Below are 23,199 nucleotides of genomic sequence, written 5' to 3' on the forward strand. Positions count from 1 at the left end.
CCGGCGGCCCGGGCGACGTCGACCAGCCGGACTCGCGGTGCGGGTGGACGCCACCGCCTGCGGCGGCGCCTCCAAGACGGGCGCGGCCGGCTCGGCCGCGTTCCAGATCTCCAAGGACACCCCGCGAGCGGCGGGCCCGCTGGCCTCGGCCACGTGGTCGCTGTACGCCGAACCGCAGTCGCTGGACTACGCCTACGCCTACGACTATCCGCCGAACACGGTCCTGGCGAACGTCTGCGAGCAGCTGCAGCGCATCACGCCGGACCTGAAGGTCGTACCGGGCCTGGCCACCGCCGAGGCACCGGACGCCAAGCGGTGGGTCTACACGATCCGCTCGGGCGTGCGCTTCCACGACGGATCCGCGCTGACCGCCGACGACGTCGTCGCGAGCCTGCGGCGGCACCTGGACCCCAAGGTCGGCTCGTACTGGATCTCGTCCTTCCAGAACGTCGCGTCGATCGACAAGACCGGGCCGATGCAGGTGACGGTCCGGCTCAAGAAGCCCGACCAACTCTTCAACGAGGAGATGGGCACGTCGGCGGGGACGGTCGAGAGCGCCCGCTTCCTCGCCAAGGCCGGGGCGAAGTACGGCACGCCCGACGGCGGCGTGGACTGCATGGGCCCCTACACCCTGGAGAGCTGGCAGAAGGGGCAGGCGATCACGCTGAAGAGATTCGACCGCTACTGGGATCCGGCCCTGGCCCCGAAGACCGCCACCATCAAGAACGTCTTCATCCAGGACCCGGCCGCCCGGGTGAACGCCCTGCTGTCCGGGCAGGTCGACGGCGGGTACCTGCTGCCGCCGTCCGGGTTCGCGAAGCTGCGCGCCTCGTCCGCCGGAAGGCTGTACTTCGGGCCCACACCACCGCCGTCAGCCTGATCCCGACGAACCTCAAGGGAACGCTCGGCGACGTCCGGATCCGCCGGGCGCTGTCGATGGCCCTGGACCGGACCGGGATCATCAAGGCCGGGGCGGCCGGGGTCGGCACGCCCGCCAAGGCGCCCGCCGCGACCGGCGCCTGGGCCGTCGCGCCCGCGGCGGCGAAGACGGCCTATGCCGGTCTGCCCGAACCGGCGCGCGACGTCGCCGGGGCGAAGAAGCTCGTCCGGGAGGCCGGCGCGACCGGCCGGCGGATCACCATGGCCACCAGCACGCTCGCTCCCGAGATCGCCGTCATCGCCAGCGCCGTCCAGTCCGCCGGACGGGAGATCGGGCTGGACGTCCGGCTGAAGACGGTCGCGCCGGACGCCTACACCGCGCTGTTCTCCGACCCGAAGGCGCGGGCGGGGCTCGACCTGGTCATGACGACCTGGTACGACTCCGCCCTGTGGTGGGAGAGGGACCGCGGCGCCGAACAGATCCCCGAGCTCCTGGCCCGCCGCGGCGGCGCGGGCCGGTTCCGGGCCGGCACCGTCAAGATCATGCAGGACGGCGTGGCGGAGAACTTCACCGCCGCCATGACCTCCGCCTATCTCGACGGCTGCGGCCGCAGCACCGGCAACCGCGGGCTGAGCTTCGTCGACCCCGGCAGGCTCCAGGAGTACGTGACCCTGCTGGACGCCGCGGGCTTCCAGGTGCACGTCCACGCGGTGGGCGACCGCGCTGTAAGGGAGGCCCTGGACGCCTTCGCCCGCGCGCGGACGATCAACGGGCCGGGCGACAACCGGCACCACATCGCCCACCTGCAGGTCGTGCACCCCGACGACGTGCCCCGCTTCGCCGCCCTCGGCGTGACCGCGAACATCCAGCCGCTGTGGGCGGCGCACGAACCGCGGATGGACGAGCTCACCATCCCGTTCCTGGGACCGGAGCGCGCGTCTTGGCAGTATCCCTTCGGCCGCCTCGACCGCACCGGCGCGGCCCTGGCCGCCGGAAGCGACTGGCCGGTGAGCAGCCCCGACCCGCTGTGGGGCCTGCACGTGGCGGTCAACCGGGTGGCGCCGGGCGAGGACACGGAGGAGTTCCTGCCGGAGCAGCGGCTCGACCTGGCGAAGGCGCTCACCGCCTACACGCTCGGCAGCGCCCGCGTGAACCACCTCGACGCCGAGACGGGGACCATCGAGGTCGGCAAGTACGCCGACCTGGTCGTGCTCGACGCCGATCCGTTCACCGTGCCGGCGGAGCGGCTCGCCGAGGTGACGGTCAAGGCCACCTTCGTCGAAGGCGAGCAGGTCCACCCGGACCCGCTCATCTGATCTCCGCACGACGAGTCGTTCGAGAGCGCGTTTGCCGATGAACCCGAGGGGCACTTTGGACTGGTCAGCGGGTCTTGGGGAAGGGCCGCTTCGTTGGCAACACCAACACGGGGCGCCGGGCGGCCGGCACGGGACCCGGGCTGCGGCGGCCGGATGATGCGCTCCGCTCGGTCCGGGCCGAAGGGGCGGGGGTGAACCGATGACCGGGCTCGATCGGCGGCTCGTCACGGCGCTGAAGGACGCGCACGCCTTGCAGCAGCATGTGCAGGCGGTGCTGAGCGAGACCCTGACTTCGGTCGCGGACGAGCCGGAGCTGTGCCGGCCGCTCGGCCACTTCGCCGAGCGGTCCCGGGCCCACACGAGGGAGATCGAAGACAGGTTGCGCGCCCATGGCGCGTCCGCCTCGCTCGTGAGGGACGCGGGATGGCTGTTCGCCTCGGTCGCCGAAGCGGCCTTCGGCCCCGGGCACCGCGCGGGCGCCGCCAAGTACGTGCGCGACGCCTACTCCGCCGTGCACCTGCAGATCGCCGTGGGAGAGCTGCTGCGGCGCCTCGCCGAACGCGCCGGCGACATGGAGACCGCGCGGATCGCGGCCGGGATGTGCGCCGACGGCCAGGAGATGTCCCGCGAACTGGCGCAGAGCTGGGATCTCGCCCTGGAGATCAGCCTCCGCGAGCACGGCCTCGGTGATGCGGGACGGCCGGGCGAAGGGCGGTAGCCGCGGGCGTCACCCCTCGTTCGGCGTCTTCGTCATGCGCCCGGCTCGTCCCCCGACGCCTCCTCGCGGCCCGGCCTCACACCGGTCCTGCGAGCTCGGCGATGTCCTCGCTCGCCAGGCCGTGCAGCCGGTCGGCGAGATCGGCCAGCGCCCGGCTCACGGCCAGCTCGTCACCGATCTCCGGGATCCGGCGGTCGGCCGGGTTGCGGCGGGCGTGCCCGTGCCCGCCGGCCTTCTCCTGGCCGCCGGTGAGCAGCACCGCGCGCACGTCGGTGTCGGTGCCGTCCTCGCTGATGTAGAGCTCGACGTTCCACTGCTTGGTCTCCATGGCGAACCTCCTCACCCGGATGACGTCCCATTTCCATGGTCCGCCCCGGCCCATCGGCGCCAGAGGTGGTCAGCGGAGGATGGCGCGAGCGCACGTCTCGTCCGCCGCCCATCGCAGCGCCCGCTCGCTGCCGGTACTGGTGTCATAACCGCTGAGCACACCGCTCAAGCCTTCTCGCGGTCCGGCCCGTCGCGCTGCGTCGCACAGGCCGGCCGGACACGATCGCCGTCATGAGCGTGGCGAAGGCTTCACGGCCGTGGCCGGTCAGGCGAGGGTGAGGAAGAGCTTCTCCAGCTGGGCCCGGTCCACCGCGGCCTGGGCCGGGTCGTCGCCCTGGGCGACGCAGCGCTCCAGGCCGGTCGCGATGATCTTGAATCCGGCCCGGTCCAGCGCGCGGGACACGGCGGCGAGCTGCGTGATGACGTCCTTGCAGTCCCGCTCGTTCTCGATCATCTGGATCACACCGCCCAGCTGGCCCTGTGCGCGCTTCAACCGCACGACGACATCGGCCAGCGAATCCCGCTCCAGCTCCATGCGTTCCCTCCCGAGTTACCCCCCAGGGTATCCGCCGAGAGCCCTCCGGTGTCGAGCACCGGACTGTGATCCGAGATACCCCAGGGGGTATTTGCCGGGTACGCGGATAGCGAGCTAGCCTGAGGCGACGGATACCCCCAGGGGTATCAACGAGAGGAGGCACGGCAGTGATCGAGATCATCGCCATCGACACGCCGACGCTGGGCGACCGCAGCTACCTGGTCGACGACGGGCGCGTCGCGTTCGTCGTCGACCCGCAGCGCGACATCGACCGGGTCGTGGGTCTGGCGGACGAGCGGGGCGTCACCATCACCGACGTGTTCGAGACCCACGTCCACAACGACTACGTGACCGGCGGTCTCGCGCTCGCACGGGCGACGGGAGCGGCGTACCACGTCAACGCCGCGGACACCGTCGCGTTCGACCGCCACCCGGTCGCCGACGGCGACGCGATCGCGATCGGCGAGGAGATGCGCGTCCGCGCCCTCGCCACCCCGGGGCACACCTTCACCCACCTGTCCTACGTGCTGGAGGCTCCGGGACGGCCGCCCGCCGTGTTCACCGGCGGATCCCTGCTGTACGGATCGACCGGAAGGCCCGACCTCCTCGGTCCGGACCACACCGACGCGCTCGTCCACGCCCAGTACGGCTCGGCCCGCAGGCTGGCCGACGAGCTTCCCGACGAGACGGAGATCTTCCCGACGCACGGGTTCGGCAGCTTCTGCTCGTCCACGCAGTCGCAGGCGACCGCTTCCACCATCGGGCGGGAGAAGCGCGCGAATCCGGTGCTCACCCTGGAGGAGAAGGAGTACGTCAACACGCTCCTCGCCGGGCTCGACGCCTACCCCGCGTACTACGCCCACATGGACCCGGCGAACACCGCGGGCCCCGGCGCGCCCGACCTGTCGGAGCCGCACCGCGCCGACGCCGCGGAACTCCGCCGCCGGATCGCCGCCGGCGAATGGGTGGTGGATCTGCGCACCCGCACGGCCTTCGCGGCCGGGCACGCGGCCGGCACCTTGAACTTCGGGCTCGGCGGCGCCTTCGCCACCTACCTCGGCTGGCTCATCCCCTGGGGCACGCCGGTGACGCTGCTGGGCGAGACGGCGCAGGACGTCGCCACCGCCCAGCGGGAACTGGTCCGCATCGGCATCGACCGGCCCGCCGCCGCGGCCACCGGCGGCCCGCACGACTGGTCGTCCGGCGCCCCGGCGAAGCTGCCGACTGGAACGTTCCCCGATCTGGCGTCCGTGCGCCATCACCGGCCGGTCGTCGTCCTCGACGTGCGCCGCGACCAGGAGTGGGCCGGCTCGCACATCGACGGCGCCGCGCACATCCCGCTGCACGACCTGCTCCGCCGTCTCGACGAGGTCCCGCCCGGGGAGGTCTGGGTGCACTGCCAGAGCGGCTACCGCGCGTCCATCGCCGCGTCGATCCTGGCCGCCGCGGGACGGCACGTGGTGCTGATCGACGACGAGTACCGCGCCGAAGCGGTCGCGGATCTCCCCACCGGCACGGCCGCCTGACGCCTAGGAGTCCTCTGATGTCCCCTGCCCCTGCCCGCCTCGACGCCGCCGCCCTTCGCGAGCGTCTCGCCCAAGCGGACCCGCCGCGGCTCCTGGACGTGCGCACTCCCGCGGAGTTCGCGGCCCTGCACATCCCGGGCTCGTACAACGTCCCGCTCGACACGCTGCGCGAGCACCGGGCCGAACTCGGCCGCCATCTCGACGAGGTCGTGCTGGTCTGCCGCAGCGGCGCCCGCGCGGCCCAGGCCGAAAGGGCCCTGGCCGGAGCCGGGCTGTCCGACGTGCACGTCCTCGACGGCGGCATCACCGCCTGGCAGGCGTCGGGGGCGCCGCTGAACCGCGGCCGCGCGGCCTGGGACCTCGAACGCCAGGTGCGCCTCGTCGCCGGAGTCCTCGTCCTGATCGGCGTCCTCGGCGGTCTGGCCGTGCCCGCCCTGCGGTGGCTGGCCGCCGCGATCGGCGCCGGGCTGACCATCGCGGCGCTGACCAACACGTGCGCCATGGGGATGCTCCTGGCGCGCCTGCCCTTCAACCGCGGGCCCGCCTGCGGTGCGGAGGTCGTCGAGCGCCTCGTGCGGGACGGGCGGCCGGGATGACGCTCGTGCTCACCCTTGCCGCCGCGCTCGTCGTCGGCGTTCTCCTCGGTCTGCTGGGAGGCGGGGGCTCGATCCTGACCGTCCCCATCCTCGTCTACCTCGCCGGTGTCGCTCCGGAACCCGCCATCGCCATGTCGCTGTTCGTCGTCGGGGCCACCAGCGCGATCAGCGTCCTGCCGCACGCGCGAGCGGGACGAGTGCGGTGGCGCACCGGTTCGCTGTTCGGCGCCGCGGGCATGGGGGGCGCCTACCTGGGCGGACGGCTCGCGTCGTTCGTCCCCGACGGGATCCTGCTGGCGGCCTTCGGCGTCATGATGGCGGTCACCGCGTCCACCATGCTCTGCCGGCGCCCCCGCCCACAGGACGACGCCCCGGCCGGCGCGGCGGCACGTCCTCGGCCGATCCCGCGGACTCTCCTCAACGGCGCGGCGGTCGGGCTCGTCACCGGCCTGATAGGCGCGGGCGGCGGCTTCCTCATCGTTCCCGCGCTCGCCCTGCTCGGCGGCCTCCCGCTTCCCGCCGCCATCGGCACCTCGCTGATGGTCGTCTCGGCGAACTCGTTCGCCGGGCTGGCCGGGCACCTGCAGAGCGTCCAACTCGATTGGGGCCTCACCCTGGCGCTGACCGGGGTGGCCATCGCCGGAAGCCTCGCCGGATCCCGGCTCATCGGACGCGTCGCGCCTGACCGCCTCCGCCAGGTCTTCGGCTGGTTCGTCGTGGTGATGTCGGTGTTCGTGCTCTCCCAGCAGGTTCCCGAGGCGGCACGTCATGCGCTGCTCAGCACACCGCCCGGCTGGGGCGCCCTCGCCGGAACCGTGATGGCGCTCGCCGCCGGCGCGTCGCTGCTGTGCCGGGCCGTACGTCCCGGAGGCGGGGCGAGCCACTCGCCACCGTAATGACGTCCCCTCCGCCATATGTCACCGCGACCCACCCTGCGCAGGAGCGTCGGAAGAGATCCGCAGCAGGTCGGCGGGGATTCGGTCTACTGCAAAGGCAATCGCTTCGGCCGGTGTGGCGACCTGGGCCAAGACGGGGCCATTCCACCATTCCCTGATGGCGTAGTCGCCGGTTCCCTGCGGCGAGTCGATCGCGACGAAGGTAGGGGTCAACAGCGAGTCGGGCATGTCGGAGAAGCTCAGTGCCCAGTGGCTGGTGAAGGGATAGAGCCTGCGAAGCCTCGGTTCGGCGTGGGCGGACTCGATGAGCGCCTGGTACTGCGGCCAGCCGGCGGCGCCCGCGTCCTTGAGAAGCCACCGCCACTCCGAGGCGACGACATCGGCGGGGTTGCGGTCGGGGACCTCGAAACGTCCGGTCAGCAGGTCGAAGGGCGCGGCCCGCCCGATCTCGTCGAGGGTGGCTCCTTCGGCCAGGGACGGGCATCGGCCGACGGCTGCGGCTTGGAGCGCCGCGGCGAGGCTGCCGTGCGCGGCCACGTCCGGGTAGAGAACGGCCGGGTCCGGTTCGTGGCTCATGAGCTCCCGATCTCCTGCCCCTGCGGCGTGCCCTAGTGGTCACCATAAGCGCGAAAAGGCTCGTCGGTGCGGGCGGCGGTCACTTCACGGGGTTCGCGGCCAGCCAGTCGGTGTAGGTGATCTCGCCGAGGGTCGCGGCGCCGTCGTCCGGGACGAGGTCGCGCTCGTGCATCTCGGCGCCGAAGTAGTGCGCGTGCGGGTCGGTGACCACCTCGCGCGGGTCGCCCCAGGCGGCCAGCGCCTTGCGGAAGAACTCGTCCATCCGGGACACCTCCGGGCCCGCGATCTGGACCCGGCCGTTCAACGGTGCGCCCGCCGCGGTCCTCGCGACCGTCCGGGACACCTCCTCGCCCGCCATCGGCTGGAACAGCACCGGCGGCATCGGGACCGTGTCGCCGCCGGCGGCGGCCTCGTCGGCGATCCCGCGCCCGAACTCGAAGAACTGCGTCGCATGCACGAGAGAGAACGGGATCGGCGACTCCTCGATCAGCTTCTCCTGCGCGAGCTTCGCCCGGAAGTAGCCGATGTCGGGCCGCCGGTCGGTGTTCACGATCGTCAGCGCGACGTGGTGGCCGACGCCGGCCTTCTGCTCCGCAGCCAGCAGGTTGCCGGTCGAGGTCGTGAAGAAGTTCAGCACCGCCGCGTCCTCGAAGGACGGCGAGTTGGACACGTCGATCACCACGGACGCGCCCTCCAGCACCTCCGCGAGCCCCTCGCCGGTGAGGGTGTCGACGCCGGTGCTCGGCGCCGCCGGCAACGCCTCGTGCCCGTGCCGCCGGAGCATCTCCACGGCCTTCGAGCCGATCAGGCCGGTGCCGCCGATGACCACGATCTTCATGAGACTCCCCCCGTTCGCCGGGCCGTCGGTCACCGCCAGCTTGTCTTCACGGCAGGACGAGCCCACGCGATGCACTTCACCTGGTTGACGTCGTACGACACCGACGACATGCCCTCCCGGCCGCTGACCATGCCGCAGGCGGTTAGACCCAGCGAGTGGTGAACTTCGCGGTACCGGCGCCGTCGCGCCTGGCCGCGTTCTCCTGCCCATGCCCCTCGGCCGATGCCTGGCCAATGGCGGGCTCGCCGCAGCCGCGGAACCAGGCCCACCAAGCCGCCACAGAGCGGCGATACCGCCTGCCGCCTTCGGACGCGGAGCCGACGACGGCTCGCGCGCCGGCGGGCGGCGCGTTGAGCGGATCGCGGGACGGCTCCCTCCTGCTGTGGCGCTGTTCCACTTCTCCGTCGGCCTCCTTCTCGGACCGGGGAACGGGCGGGCCGCAGCAGAGGAGATCCGAATCGGAGTTGGAGTCCCTCACCCGCCGTCCACGGTGGTGGTCCTGCGAAACGAACCGTAAGGGGCGGTCCTCACCGGGTACTTCCCACGGACTCACCTCTCACTTACTGACTGCTGTCCGACAGGCGGTAATTCAAGGTTGACAATTGGTTTTCGCACGTCAGGTGAGTTCGAAGGGGGCCGCTCGGTTGGCCGGATGCGGCCGTCGCAACCGATCCCGAATGGCAACGACCGGGCCTGACCGGTTGCACCTCCGCTGTCAAAAACCGCTACGGTACTGCCCGCTGATCACACTTCGTGGGGATGCGGTGCCGCAGCGATGTGGAGGGGCTCATGCGTGAGGCCGAAGAGCCATGCCTGGAGATCACCCTCCTGAAGGGCATCACCGTGCGTGCCGCCGACAAGCCGGTCAAGCTGGCGGCTCAGCAGCTGCATTTGGTCTTCGCGTTGCTGGCCGGGCACGGCGAGGGCGGCGCCTACCCGGTCTCCGACGACCGGCTCCTCGAACTGGTCTGGGGCGATCCCGGCAAGCGGTCCTCCATGCACACCGCCATGTCCAGGCTTCGCCGCCCGTTCAGTCCTCACCGCATCGCGCACGACGCAGCGTTCGGCGGGGGCTACACCTTCCGCGTCCACCGCGGTGAGCGCGTCGACCTGTGGGCCTGGCGGGGCATCCTCGACACCTGCACGCGGATGTACCACTCGGATCCGTACGCCGCGGTGATCGTCGCGTCGGACGCCCTGAAGATGTGCGACCTGGCCGCGTTGCGGTCGCTGCCGTCCACCCCCGCCATGGACACCGTGGTCGAGGGCATCGTCAACGACTACCTGACCACGGCGGCGCGGCTCGCCGAGGTGCAGCTCGCCATCGGCGACCACAATGCCGTCACCGCGGTCCTTCCGCCGCTGGTGAGATGTTACGGCGACCACGAGCACCTGCGCGGCCTCCTCATGTCGGCGCTGTACCGGTCCGGGCGTCCCGACCAGGCCCTCGACCTCTACGACGAAGTGGCGGCGCAGCGCGCCGCGCGAGGACGGCGCCCGAGCCCGGCGCTGAGCCTGCTGCGCCACCGGATCCTCAACGGCGATCCCACCCTGCTGCAGGTCACCCCGCCGCCGCGGCCCGCCGCGGACAAGGCCGTCCTGGCGGCGGGCGGCGACCCGCGCATGTCGACCGACCGCATGGAGGAGGGGGTGGCCGCCACGAACCCGGACGATCCCGCCACCTTCACCACCGCGAGCGACCGCGCCGGCGTCGTCCGCATGTGCGCCCTGCTCCCCGAGGTCCCGCGCATGATCGAGGAATCCGCGGAGTTCGCCGAGCTCTTCGCCCGCAAGGCGGCCGCCGAACTCGGCGTCGGCCGCTTCCTGTCGCTGAGCGCACCCTCCCCGCTCACCATGCATCGCGTGGCGCGGCTGGCGTGCACCACCGGCGCGCACGTCGTCTACGCCCACCGTGAGCCTTCCATCGTCCGCCACCATCGGCGCCTTCTCCCTGTCGAAGAGGGAGTCGAGGTCGTCGAGGGCACCATCCGCGATCCCCGGTCGCTTCTTGCCGAACCCGCGATACGCGACCTGTTCGGCCTCGATGAACCCTTCGATGAGCGCGAGCCGGTCGCGATTCTGGACCGCAACGACATCAACCGCACGCCGCGGCGCTACGACATGGCGGAACTGTACGGCGAGCTCATGGCCCTGCTGCCGGCCGGATCGGTTCTCGGTCTGGTGGCCGTCACCGAGGACGGAATGGCGCCCTTGGCCCGCGCCCAGATCGAGGCGACCTACCGCAACGATCCGCATGCCGACGGCATCGTCCACCGTTCCCACGCCGAACTCCAGCAGTGCGTTCCCGACGGGATGGAACTCCTCCCGCCCGGCATCGACCAAGTCCACCGGTACCTTCCGTCGGTCCGCTCCACGGCACGCCGAAACGATCCCTGGCGCCATTACGCCCTCATAGCCGTCAAGCGCTGACCGCGCCACTGGACGAGCCTCAATCGGCCACCGGGATCCCCGCGTTGACAACCGGGACCCCCTCTGGTGATCTTTGGAGTGCAGCAGAGGAGCCCGAGCATCCCCGCGAAGGACGCACGTGGCCCGTACCGAAACGGCGGCCCCCGAAGGCTGCCCGCACTTCCCCTTCCCGCGCCAGGACGTACTCCCCGAAGGGCGGACGGCCTTCCCGTCCGGCCATGACCCGCTGGGCCTGAGCCCGCAGTACGGCGGCCTGCCGCCCATCACCAAGGTCGTGCTTCCCGAGGGGCAGGAAGCGCACCTGGTCACCGGGTATGCCGAATGCCTGCGGGTGCTGAGAGAACACGACACCTTCCGCCGGGCGGACGCCGACGGCATCCACCCCTACCCGACGATCGGCAGCACCATCCTGGCCATGGACGGCGCCGAGCACCGCGCCGTCCGCAACCTGGTCGGAAACTACTTCGCGCCGGCCAACGTCGGCAGCCTGCGCCCCAGAGTCGAAGGGCTCGCCTCGGCCCTGGTCGAGGAGATGCTCGCCGAGCAGGGTCCCGTCGAGCTGCTGGGGAGGCTCGCCAAGCCCCTCACGCTCGGCGTCATCGGTCACATCATGGGCGTCCCCGACACCGACCTCCCCCAGTTCGCGACGTGGGGCGATATGTTCCTGGCCGCCGGCCCCGACCGCGCCGAGCAGAACCAGCTCGCCATGGGCGGCATGGTGGCCTACATGGGCCGGCGCATCGAGGCCATCCTCAGCAGTCCAGCCGACCACGCCGGGCCGCCCGGGCTCATCACCGCGATCGCCGGCAACCAGGCCCAGAACCAGGTACCGATGGACCAAGCCGTCATCTTCGCGGCATCCATGGTGATCGCGGGGTGGGAGACCACGGCGGCCGCGCTCGGCTCGTTCATGTACCGGCTCCTGACCGCCACCGGCGACGACGGCGACACCCTCTACCAGCAGCTGTGCACGTACCCCGACCGCATCTCCACGGCCGTCGAGGAACTCATGCGGACCATCCCGAACTCGATGTTCGACACCACCCAGCCCCGCCGTGCCGTCCGCGACGTCCAACTCGGCGACACTTCGATCCGCAAAGGCGACCTCGTGCTGGCCGGCATCGACCACGCCGACCGCGACCCGCGCAAGTTCGACGAGCCGGACCGCATCGACTTCGAGCGCTCCACCGCTCAGGCGCACCTCGGGTTCGGTGCCGGGCCGCACGTCTGTCTCGGTGCACCCCTGGCCCGCCTGGAACTCAACGTCGCCCTCGAACACCTCACTGCACGGGCCCCCGCGGCGCGCCTGCACGAGCCGCCCCACGAAGTGCGCTGGAACATCTCGACCACCATCCGCCGGCCGGTCGAACTGTGGCTGGAGCTGCCGGGTTGACCGGCGGTTCGCCGACCAGGTCACCTTGGCGAAGCACGTTTTTGGAAGCGTGCCCGTGATCACGTCGTGCATCCTCCTTGCATTCGCCGGGCCGGTCCGGCGAATGCAAGGCATGGGAGGCCGATCCGTGGACGACGTGCTGGTGGCGCTGGTCGCCGTGTTCTTCCTGGGCATGGGGGTGCTCGGGCTGGCCAGGCCTCGGGCGCTCATCGCACCGTTCGGGATCACGCTGGGCTCAGGTGAGGCGCGCACCGAGGTCCGCGCCGTGTACGGCGGCTTCGGCGTCGCCATGGCGGCGCTGCTGGCGTACGCGGCCGTCACGCACGGCGGAAGCCGGACGGGGATCGTGCTGACGGTCGCGGCCGCGTTGGCGGGAATGGCGTTCGGTCGTCTGGCGTCGCGGGCGGCCGACAAGCCCGCGGCCTTCTATCCGATCTGGTTCTACTTCTGGGTGGAACTGGTGGGGGCCGCGGTTCTGGTGGCCGCTGTCCTCTGATTTCCCGATGTCCAAGGCGAGGGCACGCGGGTGGGGAGCTTCGTCAGTGCGGGCGGGGGCGGGTGGTGAGCAGGAAGGCGGCGGCGACGGCCGTCCCGAACAGTCCTTGGACGATCAGGAGCGGACCGAGCGCGGCGGGGTGGCCGGTCAAGGCGGTCAGGAGGGGCGCGCAACCGAGTGAGGCCAGGTCGGCGCCGGTCAGCGCCCAGATGATCGGGCCCGTGGGCAGTGCGCCGACCGGGGTGGGGATGACCGGCATCGAGTGATCGATGGGGCGGCGCCGCGCCATCCGCAGGGCCCCGGCGGCGAGGGCCGGTGCGGCCGCCGGGCCGAACAGCCACCACGGCCCGGCGCCGAGCGCGCCGACCATGGAGAGTCCGGCCAGCGCCGAGCCCAGCCATGCGCCGCCGGCCAGCGCGGGCAGCACCGACCGGGCGACCAGCAGGGGCCTGCCGCCGGCGGCGGCGAGCCGCGGCAGGCTCGGGTCGTGCACGTCGCGCCGCGCCCCCGCCGTGCACGCCGCCGCGGCGGCCAGGGCACCGACGGCGACCGCGACCACCGCGACCGGTGTGAGGCGCCCGCCTGCGTGGGCCGCGACAGCGGGCAGCGCGGAAGAAGCGGTCAGCACCGCCAATCGGGGCGGACGCCGCACGAGACGGCGCCACTCGGCCCACGCGAGCGCCGGCGCACCGCGCAGCCGGCGCGGCAACGGCCGCGAACGCAGTTCCTGCCGCCGCCAGTGGGCGTCCTCGATGATCCAGGTCAGCGCGCCCGGATCCATGACGACCGCCGCGGTCGCCACGTTGCCGGTCCGTGTCGAAGCCTCCAGGATGCGGTGCGCGGGGACGCGTTCGAGCGCCGCCCACGCCCGCCGGGCCAACGCGGCCGCCGCGACGGCGGACGCGCTCGCTGCGGCGGCCGTCACCGCCGGCGACGGCGTCGCGGCACCGTGGATGGCCGCGAGCACCGCGAGGACCACCGCGACGACGATGGCCGCCAGCAGCCATCCGTCCCAGGCTGAGGACGCCTGTGCCAGGACGGCGACCGCCATCCCGCCGACGGTCACCGACGTCCCCAGCACCACCGCGACGAGCAGCCGAAGCGCCAGTTGTCCTTGGACGCCGGTCGCCGACAGCAGGCCCAGCGCGACCACCAGCCCGGCGACCAGCGACACCGCTCCCAGAACCATGACCGTTCTGCGCAGCACGCGGCGGCGCGGCAGCGGTGACAGCACCAGCCACGCCGCGTCGGCCGCGGACGTGGCGACCGGGCCGAACACGCGTGCCAGCGCGAGATATCCCGCATATGCCAGCGCGACCAGCGCGATGCCGGCGCCGGCCCGGGACGGCTCGACCTGCCCCGGGACGTTCGCCAGCGCCGCGGCCCCGGCGGGGGCCAGCAGCAGCACCGCCATCGCGGCGCCGAGCACGGCCGTGTACCGGTCGGACCAGGTCTTCACGCCGCCTCCAGCGTCACCGGCCGGGCGCCGGTGGCCTCGACGAGCGGGAGGTCGTGCGTGGCCATCACCACCGTGCCGCCTTCCGCCGTGTAGCCGGTCACGGCCGCCGCGAGGCGCTCCCGGAACGCCGGGTCCAGGCCGCGCTCCGGCTCGTCCAGCAGCAGCAGCCGGCTCGGCCTGATCATCGCCATCGCCATCGACAACCGCTGCCGCTGCCCCGTCGACATCGCCAGCGGCGCCATGTCCGCCCGCTTCGTCAGCCCGAAGGCGTCCAGTGCCGCATCGACCCGCATCCGCGCCTCACCGTGCACCGCCGGCATCATCTCCAGATGCTCGCGGACGGTCAGCCCCGGATACCAGGCCGGCTCGTCGGCGACGCATGCGACGTCGCGCCAGAACCACGCCGCGTCCACCGGCGGCCTCTGGAACACCCGGATCTCGCCGGACACTCCGGGTTGCAGCCCCGCCAGGCACCGCAGCAACGTCGATTTCCCGGACCCGTTCTCCCCGAGCACGGCCACGATGTCGCCCCGGTCCACGCGAAGGTCGACCCCGGCAAGCACCGGCCCGCCGCCCAGGTCGAGCCGCACGTCGACGGCCTCAATGACCGCTTCGCTCGCCCGCCGCATTCCGTTTCCGCTTCGTGCGCCCACGGTCATTCCGAGGGTCGTCGCGGGTCCGTGGGCCAGTCCTCGGCGAGCAGGCCGAGGAGGGTCTGGTCGGCGAACGCGCCATAGGCCCAGGCCGCCTGCCGGAGGGTTCCCTCCACCGCGAACCCGACCGACTTCGCGGCCGCCAGCATCGCGGTGTTGTCGGCGAGCGTTTCCATCTGGAGCCGGTGCAGGCCGCAGACCACGAAGCCGTAATGGCACAGAACCCGCACCACGTCGGTGCCCAGCCCGCGGCCCCGGAAAGCCGGACGCAGCGCCAGGCCCAGGTGAGCCGAACGGTTGTGGGCGTCGATCCCCCACAGCAGCGCCTCCCCCGCCAACTCCCCCGACTCCGACTCGACCACCGAGAAGAACGCCACATCGTCGGCGGGGCCTGACACGGCATACGGCGACGCGGCGGCCCCGGGCGGAATCGGCCGCCAGGGGCGGGAGTCGGCGCGCGAGCGGACCGGCACATCGTCGTACAGTTCGGCCTGGAGCACGGGAACGTCCTCGTCGTGCCGAGCCCGCAGTCCGACCAGTTCACCTTTGATCATGTGGTCCTCCCTGTGCTCATCGACGCGTTCCGAGGGTGGCGCCCTTGAAGCGACACGTGCGTGGGTTCGCTGCGGTTGAGGGAGCGGCAGGAGCGGATGCTGGCGAACCCGGTGTCGAAGGCGCCCACAGCACCGCGAGGGGAAGGACCAGCTCCGCGACGATGATCGAGCCGACCGGTCCGGGACCTCGCCGTCGCCGTCGGGGAGGTGCCGGCGCGGCGCTCGCGGGCATGAGCACAGTTCTCCTCCGATGACGGGGACCGTTTGTGATCATTGTCCGGGTGGTCCCCCCGCCCGCCGCACCGGGTGGCGTTTCAGCGCCCTGCGTCATGCGGTCGGGGGAAGCGCCCGGTGGTGACGGCGGTCGCGGCGAGGAGCGCGGCCATGACCGTCGCCGAGCAGGTCAGGGCGAACGCGGCGGCCGGGCCGTGGGCGCCGGCCAGCCGGCCCGCGACGGTGGTGCCGATCGCCTGCGGGACGATGATCCCGGCGACCAGGACGGACATCGCCTCGCCCATGCGGCTGCGGGGCACCGTTCGTTCGGCGAGGCCGAACAGCGTGACCACGTACGGGGCGATCGGCAGCCCGATCAGCGCCATCGCCAGGGTGAGGCCGGCCATGCCGTGCACCGCGAGCAGCGGCACCGTCGCCGCGACCAGACCGAGCGCGGTCAGCTTGAGCCGTGCGGTGAGGTCGAGCCGGCCAGGGAACACCGTGACGACCAGCCCGGCCGCCGCGCTCACCCCGCCCATCAGCCCGTACAGCAGCCCGGCCGCCTCCGGATGGCCGAGCCGCTCGGTCAGGGCGGCCAGCCCGATCTGCACCGACCCGTAGAAGACGCCCTGTGCGGCCATCCCGGCACACAAGATCACCAGTCCGCCCGACAGCAGCGGCGCCCGGTCGCGGGTCCGGTCCTCCTGACCCCTTCCCGGCGCCGCGGCCGGACGGCCGGCGGGATGCAACGCGAACGGGATGCCGCACCCGGCGACCAGCACGGCCGCCAGCAGCATCCCCGCCGCCGGGTCGACCAGCGCGGCCAGCACGCCCGCGATCGCCGGCCCCACGGTGAAGGAGATCTCGTCGAGCGTGCCGTCCCCCGACAACGCGGCCGCCACGAGCCGCCGCTCATCGGGATGCCCGCTGGTCAACGTGAGCCACCGGGTCCGCGACAGCGGCCCGATCTGCGGCGTCACGGCCCCCGCGCATCCGGCGCACGCGGCCTGGACGGCGACCGGCCGGTCCGACAGCGCGGCGGCGACGAGCAGGACGATGGCCAGGGCGTTGAGCGCGGCGGCGATGGACACGACGAAACGCTGTCCCCGCCGGTCCGACAGCCGGCCGACCACGGGGCCGCCGACCGCCTGCCCCAGCGCCAGCACGCCCGACACCGTCCCCGCCGCCGCGACGCTACCGCTGTTCTCGCTGACCAGCACCAGCGTGCCGATCGGGCAGATCGCCGCGGGCAGCCGTCCCAGCACCGACAACACGGGCAACCGGACGCCCGAAAGCGCCAGCAGGTCACCGAAGCGCGTCCCGAAGACCACGACCCCTCCGCCGCCGGTGGGGAGAACCCGTCCAGGCAATGATCAGCACCGTACAAAGCGCACACGACCAGCGACAATTGTCAGAAGCGCAGATACCTCGCGCCCTTATCGGCAGGCGAGTAGGAGCATCCTCCAGGCGATGCCTGCGACGGCCGGCCGGTCACGCCCCGACCGACGACGTCTGGCCGCGCGCGGGCGCGGTCGGCCGGGCAGGTCGCCGGACCATGGCCGTGTTTCGGACCGGCGGGCTTCCCGATCCTTCTGCCGTCTCGGGGTCCGTGACGGAACGCCGCTGCGCGAAAGCGTGGGCTATCATTCGGTGGCGAACCGTGCGCGCGGACGTGGACAGACGGGGGCCGATGGATGACCGGCGAGCAGAAGCCGAAGCCCGGGCGTGCGCGGACCGGGAATCGGCGCCTGGCGGAAAAGGTCGCCGAGCTGATCGAGAATGACATCATCGAAAACGGTGTCCAGATCGGTTCGGTGCTCGGCTCGGAAACCGACCTCATCGAGCGGTACGGCGTGAGCAGGGCGGTGTTCCGGGAAGCGGTCCGGCTCGTCGAGCACCAGCAGATCGCCTCCATGCGCCCAGGTCCGGGCGGTGGACTGGTCGTGACCGAGCCCGATCCGGGCGTGGTGCGCAACGCCGCGCGGGTGTATCTGCGGCATGTGGCGGTCAGCCGGCAGAACCTGTTCGAAGCGCGGATGGCATTGGAGCTCGCCGCGATAGCGGCCGCCGCCGATAAACTGACGGAATCGGGGATCACGGTTCTGAAGGACGCGCTCCGGGTCGAGGCGGAGTTGATCGAGCAGGGCGTCGCCCGCGGGCATGCACGTAATCTGCATCGCGTTATCGCGGAACTCGCCGGAAACGCGGCGATAACCTTGTTCGTGGAAGTGCTGGCTCAACTCGACGAGGATTTCGTGCAGCGGGAATGGGGGGCCCCGGAGGCCGACGGCGAGGGGCACCTCGACGCGGCCAGGGAGTCCCACGAGGCGCACGAGGCCATCGTCGCCGCGATCGTCGCCGGAGACGGGTCGCTAGGGCAGTACCGCATGCGCCGGCACCTGCAGGCGATCGCCGCGTTGCTCGAGCAGGACGCCTGACCGACCGGCGTCACTGCGCGCCCCTCGCTCCGGCCAGTGATGGCAGGCATGTCCGGCAGGAACCCTGGGCCGACGGTTCCCGGTCCGATCGAAGCTGCCGTCCAACCCTCGATTTAAGTGCACTTGTTTGAGCGATCTAGCGCCGGGCTCCCTGCCGTACTGGAGTGGCTCTCAGCTAGAGTGCCGATCTAGACGCTCCAAGTACGTAAAGAGTACACTTGTTTGCATGCTGACCAGGATGGGGTTCGACGCCGGGAGCTGCGCCGTGGTGACCGGGGCCGGCAGCGGCATCGGTCGTGCCGTGGCCCTCGGGGCGGCCGAGCTCGGGGTCGATGTGGCCGCGTGGGACGTCGACGACCGGGCGTTGTCCGGGCTGGCCGAGGAGGCCGCGCGGCTCGCTGGCGAGGTACTGCCCGTGCGGGCCGATGCGTCCGATCCGGCCGCGGTGGCGGCGGCGCTGGACCGGACGCTCGCCTGGCGGACGCCGGGGCTGCTGGTGAACAACGCCGGCCCGCCGAGCCAGGTGCCGCGGCCGTTCACCGACGGCATCGTGGGCGTGCTCGGGATCGTCGAGCTGGTCACGTCGGCGTGGCTGGACCGGGTCCGTGAGCGGGCCGCAGCGGTGGTGAACGTCGCCTCGGTCGCGGGCAACGCGATCGGCGGGGGCGTGGACTGGTACGCCGCCGGGAAGGCCGGGGTCGCCGGATACACCCGCCATCTCGCCGCCGCCGCGCCGTACGGGGTCCGGGCGAACGCGGTCGCGCCCGGTCTGGTGGAGACGCCGCGGATGAAGGACTTCCTGGTCTCGGACACGGGCCGGCGCATGGTCGCCCGCACGCCGCGCGGCGCGGTGGTGCGGCCGGGCGAGGTGGCGGCGCCCGTGCTCTTCCTGCTCTCCCCGCTGGCCGCGGCGATCACCGGCCAGGTCGTCGCCGTGGACGCCGGGATGACCGTCACCGCCTGATTCCCTCACGCAGTAAGGACGTGCCCATGAGTTCTGTGAAGCCTTCCCCCGGTGCGGGCGCCGATCTGGTGCGCAGCCTCGGTGTGCCGACGAAGGGGGCGGTGTACGACCTGTCGTCGGGGTGGTGGCGGCACATGCCCGCGTTCGACGGCTATCCGCGGTTCGAGGTCGTCACCTACAACTCGCCGCACGGGCAGCGGGTCGAGCGGCGGTTCCCGTTCGCCGAACCCGATGAGAACGAGGTGGAGTTCGGTTACGTCTCCGAGCTGGTGTCCGGGAGCCTGCACACCGGGACCCATATCGACGCGCTCTGCCATGTGACGTGCGGGAGCGAGGACGAGTGGCACGGCGGTGAGTCGGCCAACGCCGCGCTGGGCGACCACGGTGCGCTGCGCGGCGACGCGTCGGAGCTCGCGCCGATCATGGGCCGCGGGGTGCTGCTGGACGTGCCGCGCGCGCTCGGCATGGACGTGCTGCCGCCGCATTTCGCGATCGGCGAGGAGCATCTGCGGCGGGCCGCGGACGCGGCGGGCGTCACCATCAGGGCGTCCGACATCGTGCTGGTCCGCACCGGGCAGATGAAGTTCTGGCCGGACGTTGCGCGCATCACCGAGTTCTGTGGCGGCAGCGGTGTCGCGATGGACGGTGCGCAGTGGCTGGTCTCGCATGGCGTGCGCTATGTCGGCGCGGACACGATGTCGTTCGAGGTGCGGCCCTCGCCGGTCCCCCGCAATCCGCTGCCCGTGCATCTGCTGTTGCTGCACCAGCACGGTGTTCACATCATGGAATGGGTGAACTGCGAGGAGCTGGCCGCGGACGGGGTCACCACGTTCCTGTTCGTCGGGCTGCCGCTGACGATCCGCGGCGGCACGGGTTCGCCGTTGCGGCCGATCGCCGTCGTATGACGGCGGGGCCGGGCGGGAGCGAGGAGGAGACGAGCATGGACCGGCGGCACGACGAGACCTTCATCGATGCGGCGAACGACGTGCCGCTCAGTCCCCTCAGCTTCCTGCATCGCGCGGCCGACGTCGCCGGCGACGGCACCGGGTTGATCACGGACGCCGGCGAGCGGGTGTCGTGGTCGCGGATGCTGGACCGGGCGCGGCGGCTGGCGGGCGGCCTGGCGGAACTGGGTCTCGGTGCCGGCGACCGGGTCGCGGTGCTCGCGCCCAACGACCTTCCGCTGCTGGAGGCGCATTACGGCGTTCCCGGCGCCGGGTGCGCCCTCGTCGCGCTGAACACGCGGCTCTCGCCGCGGGAGTACGAGACCGTGCTGCGTCTCGCGGGCGCCAAGGCGCTGATCGTGGACCATTCGCTCGCCGGGCAGGTCGCGGAGATCGCAGACCGCGTCCCGGCGCTGCGAGCCGTCGTCACGATCGGGCCGGACGGCACCGCTGATCCGGGCGGGTACGAGGACTGGCTGCGCACGGCCCGGCCGACGCCGCTGCGGCTTCCCCGCGACGAACGCCAGCCGCTCGCGGTCAATTTCACCTCGGGGACGACGGGCGGGCCGAAGGGCGTGGTGTACACCCACCGCGGCGGCTACCTGAACGCGCTCGGGCAGGTGGTGTCCGCGGGCCTGCGGGCCGACTCGCGGTACCTGTGGACGTTGCCGATGTTCCATTGCAACGGCTGGTGCTACACGTGGGCGGTGACGGCGGCGGGCGCGCGGCACATCGCCTTGCGCAAGGTGGACCCGGAACGCGTCCTCGACCTCATCGAGCGCGAGCGGGTGACGCATCTGTGCGGGGCGCCGGTGGTGCTCGACTCGCTGGTCGCGCAGAGCGGTTCGCGCGGCGGAGCCCGGTTCGCGCAGCGGGTGTCGTTCGCGGTGGGCGGCGCCGCGCCGTCCCCGTCGGCGATCGCGGCGATGTCCCGCCTGGGCGTCGACGTCGTGCACCGGTACGGGATGACCGAGACGTACGGGCCGTCCTTGGTGTGCGTGCCGCGACCCGAGTGGCGGGAACTCGACCCCGCCGGCCTGGCGACGATGATGGCGCGCCAGGGCGTGCGGACGGTGAACGTCGAGTCGGCGCGCGTGGTGACCGCGGCCTTCGACGACGTGCCCGCCGACGGGGTGACGCTCGGTGAGCTGGTGATCCGCTCGAACACGGTGATGTCGCATTACCTCGACGACCCGGACGCGACCGCCGCCGCGTTCAAGGGCGGCTGGCTGCACACCGGCGACGTCGCCGTCCGCCATCCCGACGGGTACATCGAGGTCCGGGACCGGCTCAAGGACGTCATCATCAGCGGCGGGGAGAACATCGCCTCGATCGAGGTGGAGAACGCGCTGCTGGACCACCCGGCGGTGGCCGAGGCGGCGGTGGTCGCCAGGCCGGACGAGCGCTGGGGCGAGACGCCCGTCGCCTTCGTCCGCGTCCGGGACGGGGCCGAGGCGACCGGGGCGGAGCTGATCGCGTGGCTGCGGGACCGGCTGGCGCATTTCAAGGTGCCGAGGGAGATCCGGTTCGCCGCCCTGCCGAAGACGTCGACCGGGAAGGTCCGCAAGGCCGAGCTGCGGGACCTGGCGCGGCGAGCGCGATGAAGGCGGGCGCGATGGGGTGGTGCGGCCGGGCCGGCCGCACCACCTCCGCTCATCCGCGCTCGTGGGCGAGCGCGTCGGCTTGGGCCCGGCGGCGGTCCGGCTTGTTGTTCGCGGTGAGCGGGATCGCGGTGCGCACGCGCAGCGACTTGGGGATCTTGTAGCCGGCCAGCTCGGTGCGGCAGTGGTCGCGGATCTCCGCCAGCCCGACCGGTTCGCCCGGCACGGCGACGACGCTGACCTCGACCCGCTCGCCCCAGCGCTCGTCGGGCATGCCGTACACGATCGCGTCGGCCACGCGCGGATGGCGGAGGATCACCTCCTCCACCTCCCGCGGGTAGACGTTCTCACCGCCGCTGATGATCATTTCCTTGCGGCGGCCGGCGATGAACACCCAGCCGTCCTCGGTCCGGGACGCGAGGTCCCCGATGTGGACGCCGTCCGGCCGGAAGGTCGCGGCGGTCTCCTCGGCGAGGCCGTAGTAGCCGCGGGTCTGCCACGGGCAGGAGACGACCAGGTCGCCGACGACGCCGGGCGGGGCCTCGCGGCCGTCCGCGCCGAGGATGCGGACGGTGGCGCCGGGCAGCGGCCTGCCCACCCCGGTGAAGCGGCCGGCCAGCAGGTCCTCGTGGTCGAAGCCCATCACCGAGCCGAACTCGGTGGCTCCGAACCCGGCCCTGATCCGGGCGTTGGGGAAGTCCCTCAGCAGGCCCTGCACGAAGTCGTCGGTGGACGGCGCGGACCCGAAGCGGATCGCGGTGACGTTCTCGCGCCGGGTGGCGGCGAACTCCGGCCGCGCACGCAGCGCGGCAAACATCGTGGGCGCGCCCATGAGCCTGCTCGCGCCGCGGTCGATCGCCGCGAGCGCCTCGGCCGCGTCGAACCTCCGCTGGATCCAGACCTCACCGCCCGCCAGCAGCGGCGCGAGGAGATTCGTGCCGAGCGTGATGTGGAAGAACGGGGAGAAGAACAGCTCGACGTCGGCGGGCGTGCGGGGGTTGCCCTGGACGCAGGTGTTGAGCCACAGCCACAGGCTGCGGTGGGAGTGCACGGCCCCCTTCGGGCCGCCGGTCGTGCCGCCGGTCCCGAAGATGATCGCGAGGTCGTCCTCGCCCGGCGCGGGCGGGCCGCCGCCCGCGGCGTGCACCGGGGCCAGCCGTTCGTCCATCGGCAGTGCCCGGTCCGCGGCGGGCAGTTCGATCACCCGGTGGCCGGTGCCGTGCGCGAGCGCCGTGTGCGCCGGGTCGGCCAGCACGACCGACGGTTCGAGCGCGGCGAGGTAGGCGCGCGCCTCCGGCGCCGTCAGCCGGGTGTTCAGCGGCGCGGCGACCATCCCGCCGGCGAGGGCGCCGAGGATGGCGACGGTGTGCGGGATCGACGGCTCCATCGCCGTGACGACCCGGTCTCCGGGCCGCACTCCCGCGTGCCGCAGTCCGGCCGCCGCCGCGTCCATCGCCGTGACGAGCCCGGCGAACGTCAACTCTCCGCGCTCGTCCTTGACGGCCCGCCGGTCCGCCCCGTGCGGTTGCGCGCCGATGGTGCGCAGCCAGTTCGGCAGCGTGAGTTCCTTGCCCAAGTCCTCGCTCCTCCGTTCGTCCCTCTGTTCTACAGCCCGCCCCGGTGACCGGTTCGCCCTGGCTACGGCTCTGGCCGGAAGACCAGCGCCGGCGTCTCGTAGCGGGCGTCCGGCATGTCGTAGAGCGCGGCGAGTTCGGCCTGCCAGCCGGGGTAGGCGGCGGCGAGCCGCGCGGCCTCCTCCGGCGTCGGTGACAGCCCCGCGGCGGCGAGCAGGGCCGCGACCACGGTCGCCGCTTCGGTGTTCATCGTCGTCCTCCTCAGGGCGGGC

The 23,199-nt window shown here is 72.4% G+C and carries 23 protein-coding genes; 13 read left to right on the forward strand and 10 right to left on the reverse strand.

Annotation, left to right across the window (positions count from 1 at the left end):
- Positions 1 to 43 precede the first annotated feature (43 nt).
- The 3 genes from J4709_RS54580 to J4709_RS08070 all read left to right on the forward strand — a co-directional run bounded on the left by J4709_RS54580 (position 44) and on the right by J4709_RS08070 (position 2,914).
- The gene (locus J4709_RS54580) at positions 44 to 880 is read left to right on the forward strand and encodes an ABC transporter substrate-binding protein (RefSeq protein WP_307801111.1); all 837 of its coding nucleotides are present in this window, start codon (positions 44 to 46) and stop codon (positions 878 to 880) included.
- Positions 880 to 2,196: an amidohydrolase family protein gene (locus tag J4709_RS53045; RefSeq protein ID WP_372442053.1), complete on the forward strand. Its 1,317-nt coding sequence runs from the start codon at positions 880 to 882 to the stop codon at positions 2,194 to 2,196. Before J4709_RS54580 ends, J4709_RS53045 begins: the two co-directional genes overlap by 1 nt.
- Positions 2,197 to 2,395: 199 nt before the next feature.
- Positions 2,396 to 2,914 carry a DUF892 family protein gene (locus tag J4709_RS08070; protein WP_208238680.1) on the forward strand — a complete coding sequence of 173 codons (519 nt, stop codon included), beginning with the start codon at positions 2,396 to 2,398 and terminating at the stop codon, positions 2,912 to 2,914.
- 76 nt (positions 2,915 to 2,990) lie between these two features.
- Here J4709_RS08070 and J4709_RS08075 read toward each other — a convergent pair whose 3' ends face one another.
- Positions 2,991 to 3,242, reverse strand: coding sequence for a DUF1876 domain-containing protein (locus J4709_RS08075; RefSeq protein ID WP_208238682.1), 252 nt, complete (start codon positions 3,240 to 3,242; stop codon positions 2,991 to 2,993).
- 264 nt (positions 3,243 to 3,506) lie between these two features.
- Entirely contained in the window at positions 3,507 to 3,776 is a 270-nt protein-coding gene (locus J4709_RS08080) for a metal-sensitive transcriptional regulator (protein WP_173100464.1), read from the reverse strand.
- Between the two features lie 167 nt (positions 3,777 to 3,943).
- Here J4709_RS08080 and J4709_RS08085 point away from each other — a divergent pair, with 167 nt between their 5' ends.
- From J4709_RS08085 to J4709_RS08095, 3 genes are read left to right on the forward strand one after another with little or no spacing between them, the layout of a single operon-like run.
- On the forward strand, positions 3,944 to 5,302 hold the full coding sequence (locus tag J4709_RS08085) for an MBL fold metallo-hydrolase (protein ID WP_208238684.1): 1,359 nt from the start codon (positions 3,944 to 3,946) through the stop codon (positions 5,300 to 5,302).
- A 17-nt stretch (positions 5,303 to 5,319) separates the two neighbouring features.
- Entirely contained in the window at positions 5,320 to 5,898 is a 579-nt protein-coding gene (locus tag J4709_RS08090; protein WP_208238686.1) for a rhodanese-like domain-containing protein, read from the forward strand.
- Positions 5,895 to 6,794 (forward strand): sulfite exporter TauE/SafE family protein, encoded by a 900-nt coding sequence (locus tag J4709_RS08095; RefSeq protein ID WP_208238688.1) that lies wholly within the window; start codon positions 5,895 to 5,897, stop codon positions 6,792 to 6,794. Before J4709_RS08090 ends, J4709_RS08095 begins: the two co-directional genes overlap by 4 nt.
- Before the next feature lie 21 nt (positions 6,795 to 6,815).
- On the opposite strand, the gene J4709_RS08100 is transcribed toward J4709_RS08095, so the two are convergent.
- Both J4709_RS08100 and J4709_RS08105 read right to left on the reverse strand, forming a co-directional pair.
- The gene (locus tag J4709_RS08100; RefSeq protein ID WP_208238690.1) at positions 6,816 to 7,370 is read right to left on the reverse strand and encodes a DUF6193 family natural product biosynthesis protein; all 555 of its coding nucleotides are present in this window, start codon (positions 7,368 to 7,370) and stop codon (positions 6,816 to 6,818) included.
- Between the two features lie 79 nt (positions 7,371 to 7,449).
- Entirely contained in the window at positions 7,450 to 8,208 is a 759-nt protein-coding gene (locus J4709_RS08105) for an SDR family oxidoreductase (RefSeq protein ID WP_208238692.1), read from the reverse strand.
- 789 nt (positions 8,209 to 8,997) lie between these two features.
- On the opposite strand from J4709_RS08105, the gene J4709_RS08110 reads away from it, so the two are divergent.
- The 3 genes from J4709_RS08110 (at position 8,998) to J4709_RS08120 (ending at position 12,527) form a co-directional block, all read left to right on the forward strand.
- Positions 8,998 to 10,638 (forward strand): SAM-dependent methyltransferase, encoded by a 1,641-nt coding sequence (locus J4709_RS08110; RefSeq protein ID WP_208238694.1) that lies wholly within the window; start codon positions 8,998 to 9,000, stop codon positions 10,636 to 10,638.
- A gap of 118 nt (positions 10,639 to 10,756) precedes the next feature.
- Positions 10,757 to 12,031 carry a cytochrome P450 gene (locus tag J4709_RS55450; RefSeq protein ID WP_208238696.1) on the forward strand — a complete coding sequence of 425 codons (1,275 nt, stop codon included), beginning with the start codon at positions 10,757 to 10,759 and terminating at the stop codon, positions 12,029 to 12,031.
- A 127-nt stretch (positions 12,032 to 12,158) separates the two neighbouring features.
- Entirely contained in the window at positions 12,159 to 12,527 is a 369-nt protein-coding gene (locus J4709_RS08120) for a DUF4345 family protein (RefSeq protein ID WP_208238698.1), read from the forward strand.
- Positions 12,528 to 12,570: 43 nt separating this feature from the next.
- On the opposite strand, the gene J4709_RS08125 is transcribed toward J4709_RS08120, so the two are convergent.
- The 4 genes from J4709_RS08125 to J4709_RS08140 form a co-directional block, all read right to left on the reverse strand.
- The gene (locus tag J4709_RS08125; RefSeq protein ID WP_208238700.1) at positions 12,571 to 13,986 is read right to left on the reverse strand and encodes a DUF6297 family protein; all 1,416 of its coding nucleotides are present in this window, start codon (positions 13,984 to 13,986) and stop codon (positions 12,571 to 12,573) included.
- Positions 13,983 to 14,615 carry an ABC transporter ATP-binding protein gene (locus tag J4709_RS08130; protein ID WP_208238701.1) on the reverse strand — a complete coding sequence of 211 codons (633 nt, stop codon included), beginning with the start codon at positions 14,613 to 14,615 and terminating at the stop codon, positions 13,983 to 13,985. The genes J4709_RS08125 and J4709_RS08130 overlap by 4 nt, the downstream gene beginning before the upstream one ends.
- A 26-nt stretch (positions 14,616 to 14,641) precedes the next feature.
- Entirely contained in the window at positions 14,642 to 15,193 is a 552-nt protein-coding gene (locus J4709_RS08135; protein WP_208238703.1) for a GNAT family N-acetyltransferase, read from the reverse strand.
- 314 nt (positions 15,194 to 15,507) lie between these two features.
- On the reverse strand, positions 15,508 to 16,737 hold the full coding sequence (locus J4709_RS08140; RefSeq protein WP_208238706.1) for an MFS transporter: 1,230 nt from the start codon (positions 16,735 to 16,737) through the stop codon (positions 15,508 to 15,510).
- A 363-nt stretch (positions 16,738 to 17,100) separates the two neighbouring features.
- On the opposite strand from J4709_RS08140, the gene J4709_RS08145 reads away from it, so the two are divergent.
- The 4 genes from J4709_RS08145 (at position 17,101) to J4709_RS08160 (ending at position 21,356) form a co-directional block, all read left to right on the forward strand.
- Entirely contained in the window at positions 17,101 to 17,844 is a 744-nt protein-coding gene (locus tag J4709_RS08145; RefSeq protein WP_208238708.1) for a FadR/GntR family transcriptional regulator, read from the forward strand.
- 226 nt (positions 17,845 to 18,070) lie between these two features.
- Complete coding sequence (locus J4709_RS08150) at positions 18,071 to 18,808, forward strand: SDR family NAD(P)-dependent oxidoreductase (RefSeq protein ID WP_208238710.1); 738 nt, start codon at positions 18,071 to 18,073, stop codon at positions 18,806 to 18,808.
- A gap of 26 nt (positions 18,809 to 18,834) precedes the next feature.
- Positions 18,835 to 19,713, forward strand: a complete 879-nt coding sequence (locus J4709_RS08155) for a cyclase family protein (RefSeq protein WP_208238712.1) — start codon at positions 18,835 to 18,837, stop codon at positions 19,711 to 19,713.
- A gap of 35 nt (positions 19,714 to 19,748) precedes the next feature.
- Entirely contained in the window at positions 19,749 to 21,356 is a 1,608-nt protein-coding gene (locus J4709_RS08160) for an AMP-binding protein (RefSeq protein WP_232383171.1), read from the forward strand.
- 49 nt (positions 21,357 to 21,405) lie between these two features.
- Here the strand turns inward: J4709_RS08160 and J4709_RS08165 are convergent, their stop codons facing one another.
- Together J4709_RS08165 and J4709_RS08170 are read right to left on the reverse strand one after the other, a co-directional pair.
- The gene (locus tag J4709_RS08165) at positions 21,406 to 22,929 is read right to left on the reverse strand and encodes a class I adenylate-forming enzyme family protein (protein ID WP_208238714.1); all 1,524 of its coding nucleotides are present in this window, start codon (positions 22,927 to 22,929) and stop codon (positions 21,406 to 21,408) included.
- 62 nt (positions 22,930 to 22,991) lie between these two features.
- Entirely contained in the window at positions 22,992 to 23,177 is a 186-nt protein-coding gene (locus J4709_RS08170; protein ID WP_208238716.1) for a hypothetical protein, read from the reverse strand.
- Positions 23,178 to 23,199 lie beyond the last annotated feature (22 nt).

The sequence above is a fragment of the Actinomadura violacea genome (assembly GCF_017573465.1).
Taxonomy (GTDB): Bacteria; Actinomycetota; Actinomycetes; order Streptosporangiales; family Streptosporangiaceae; genus Spirillospora; species Spirillospora violacea.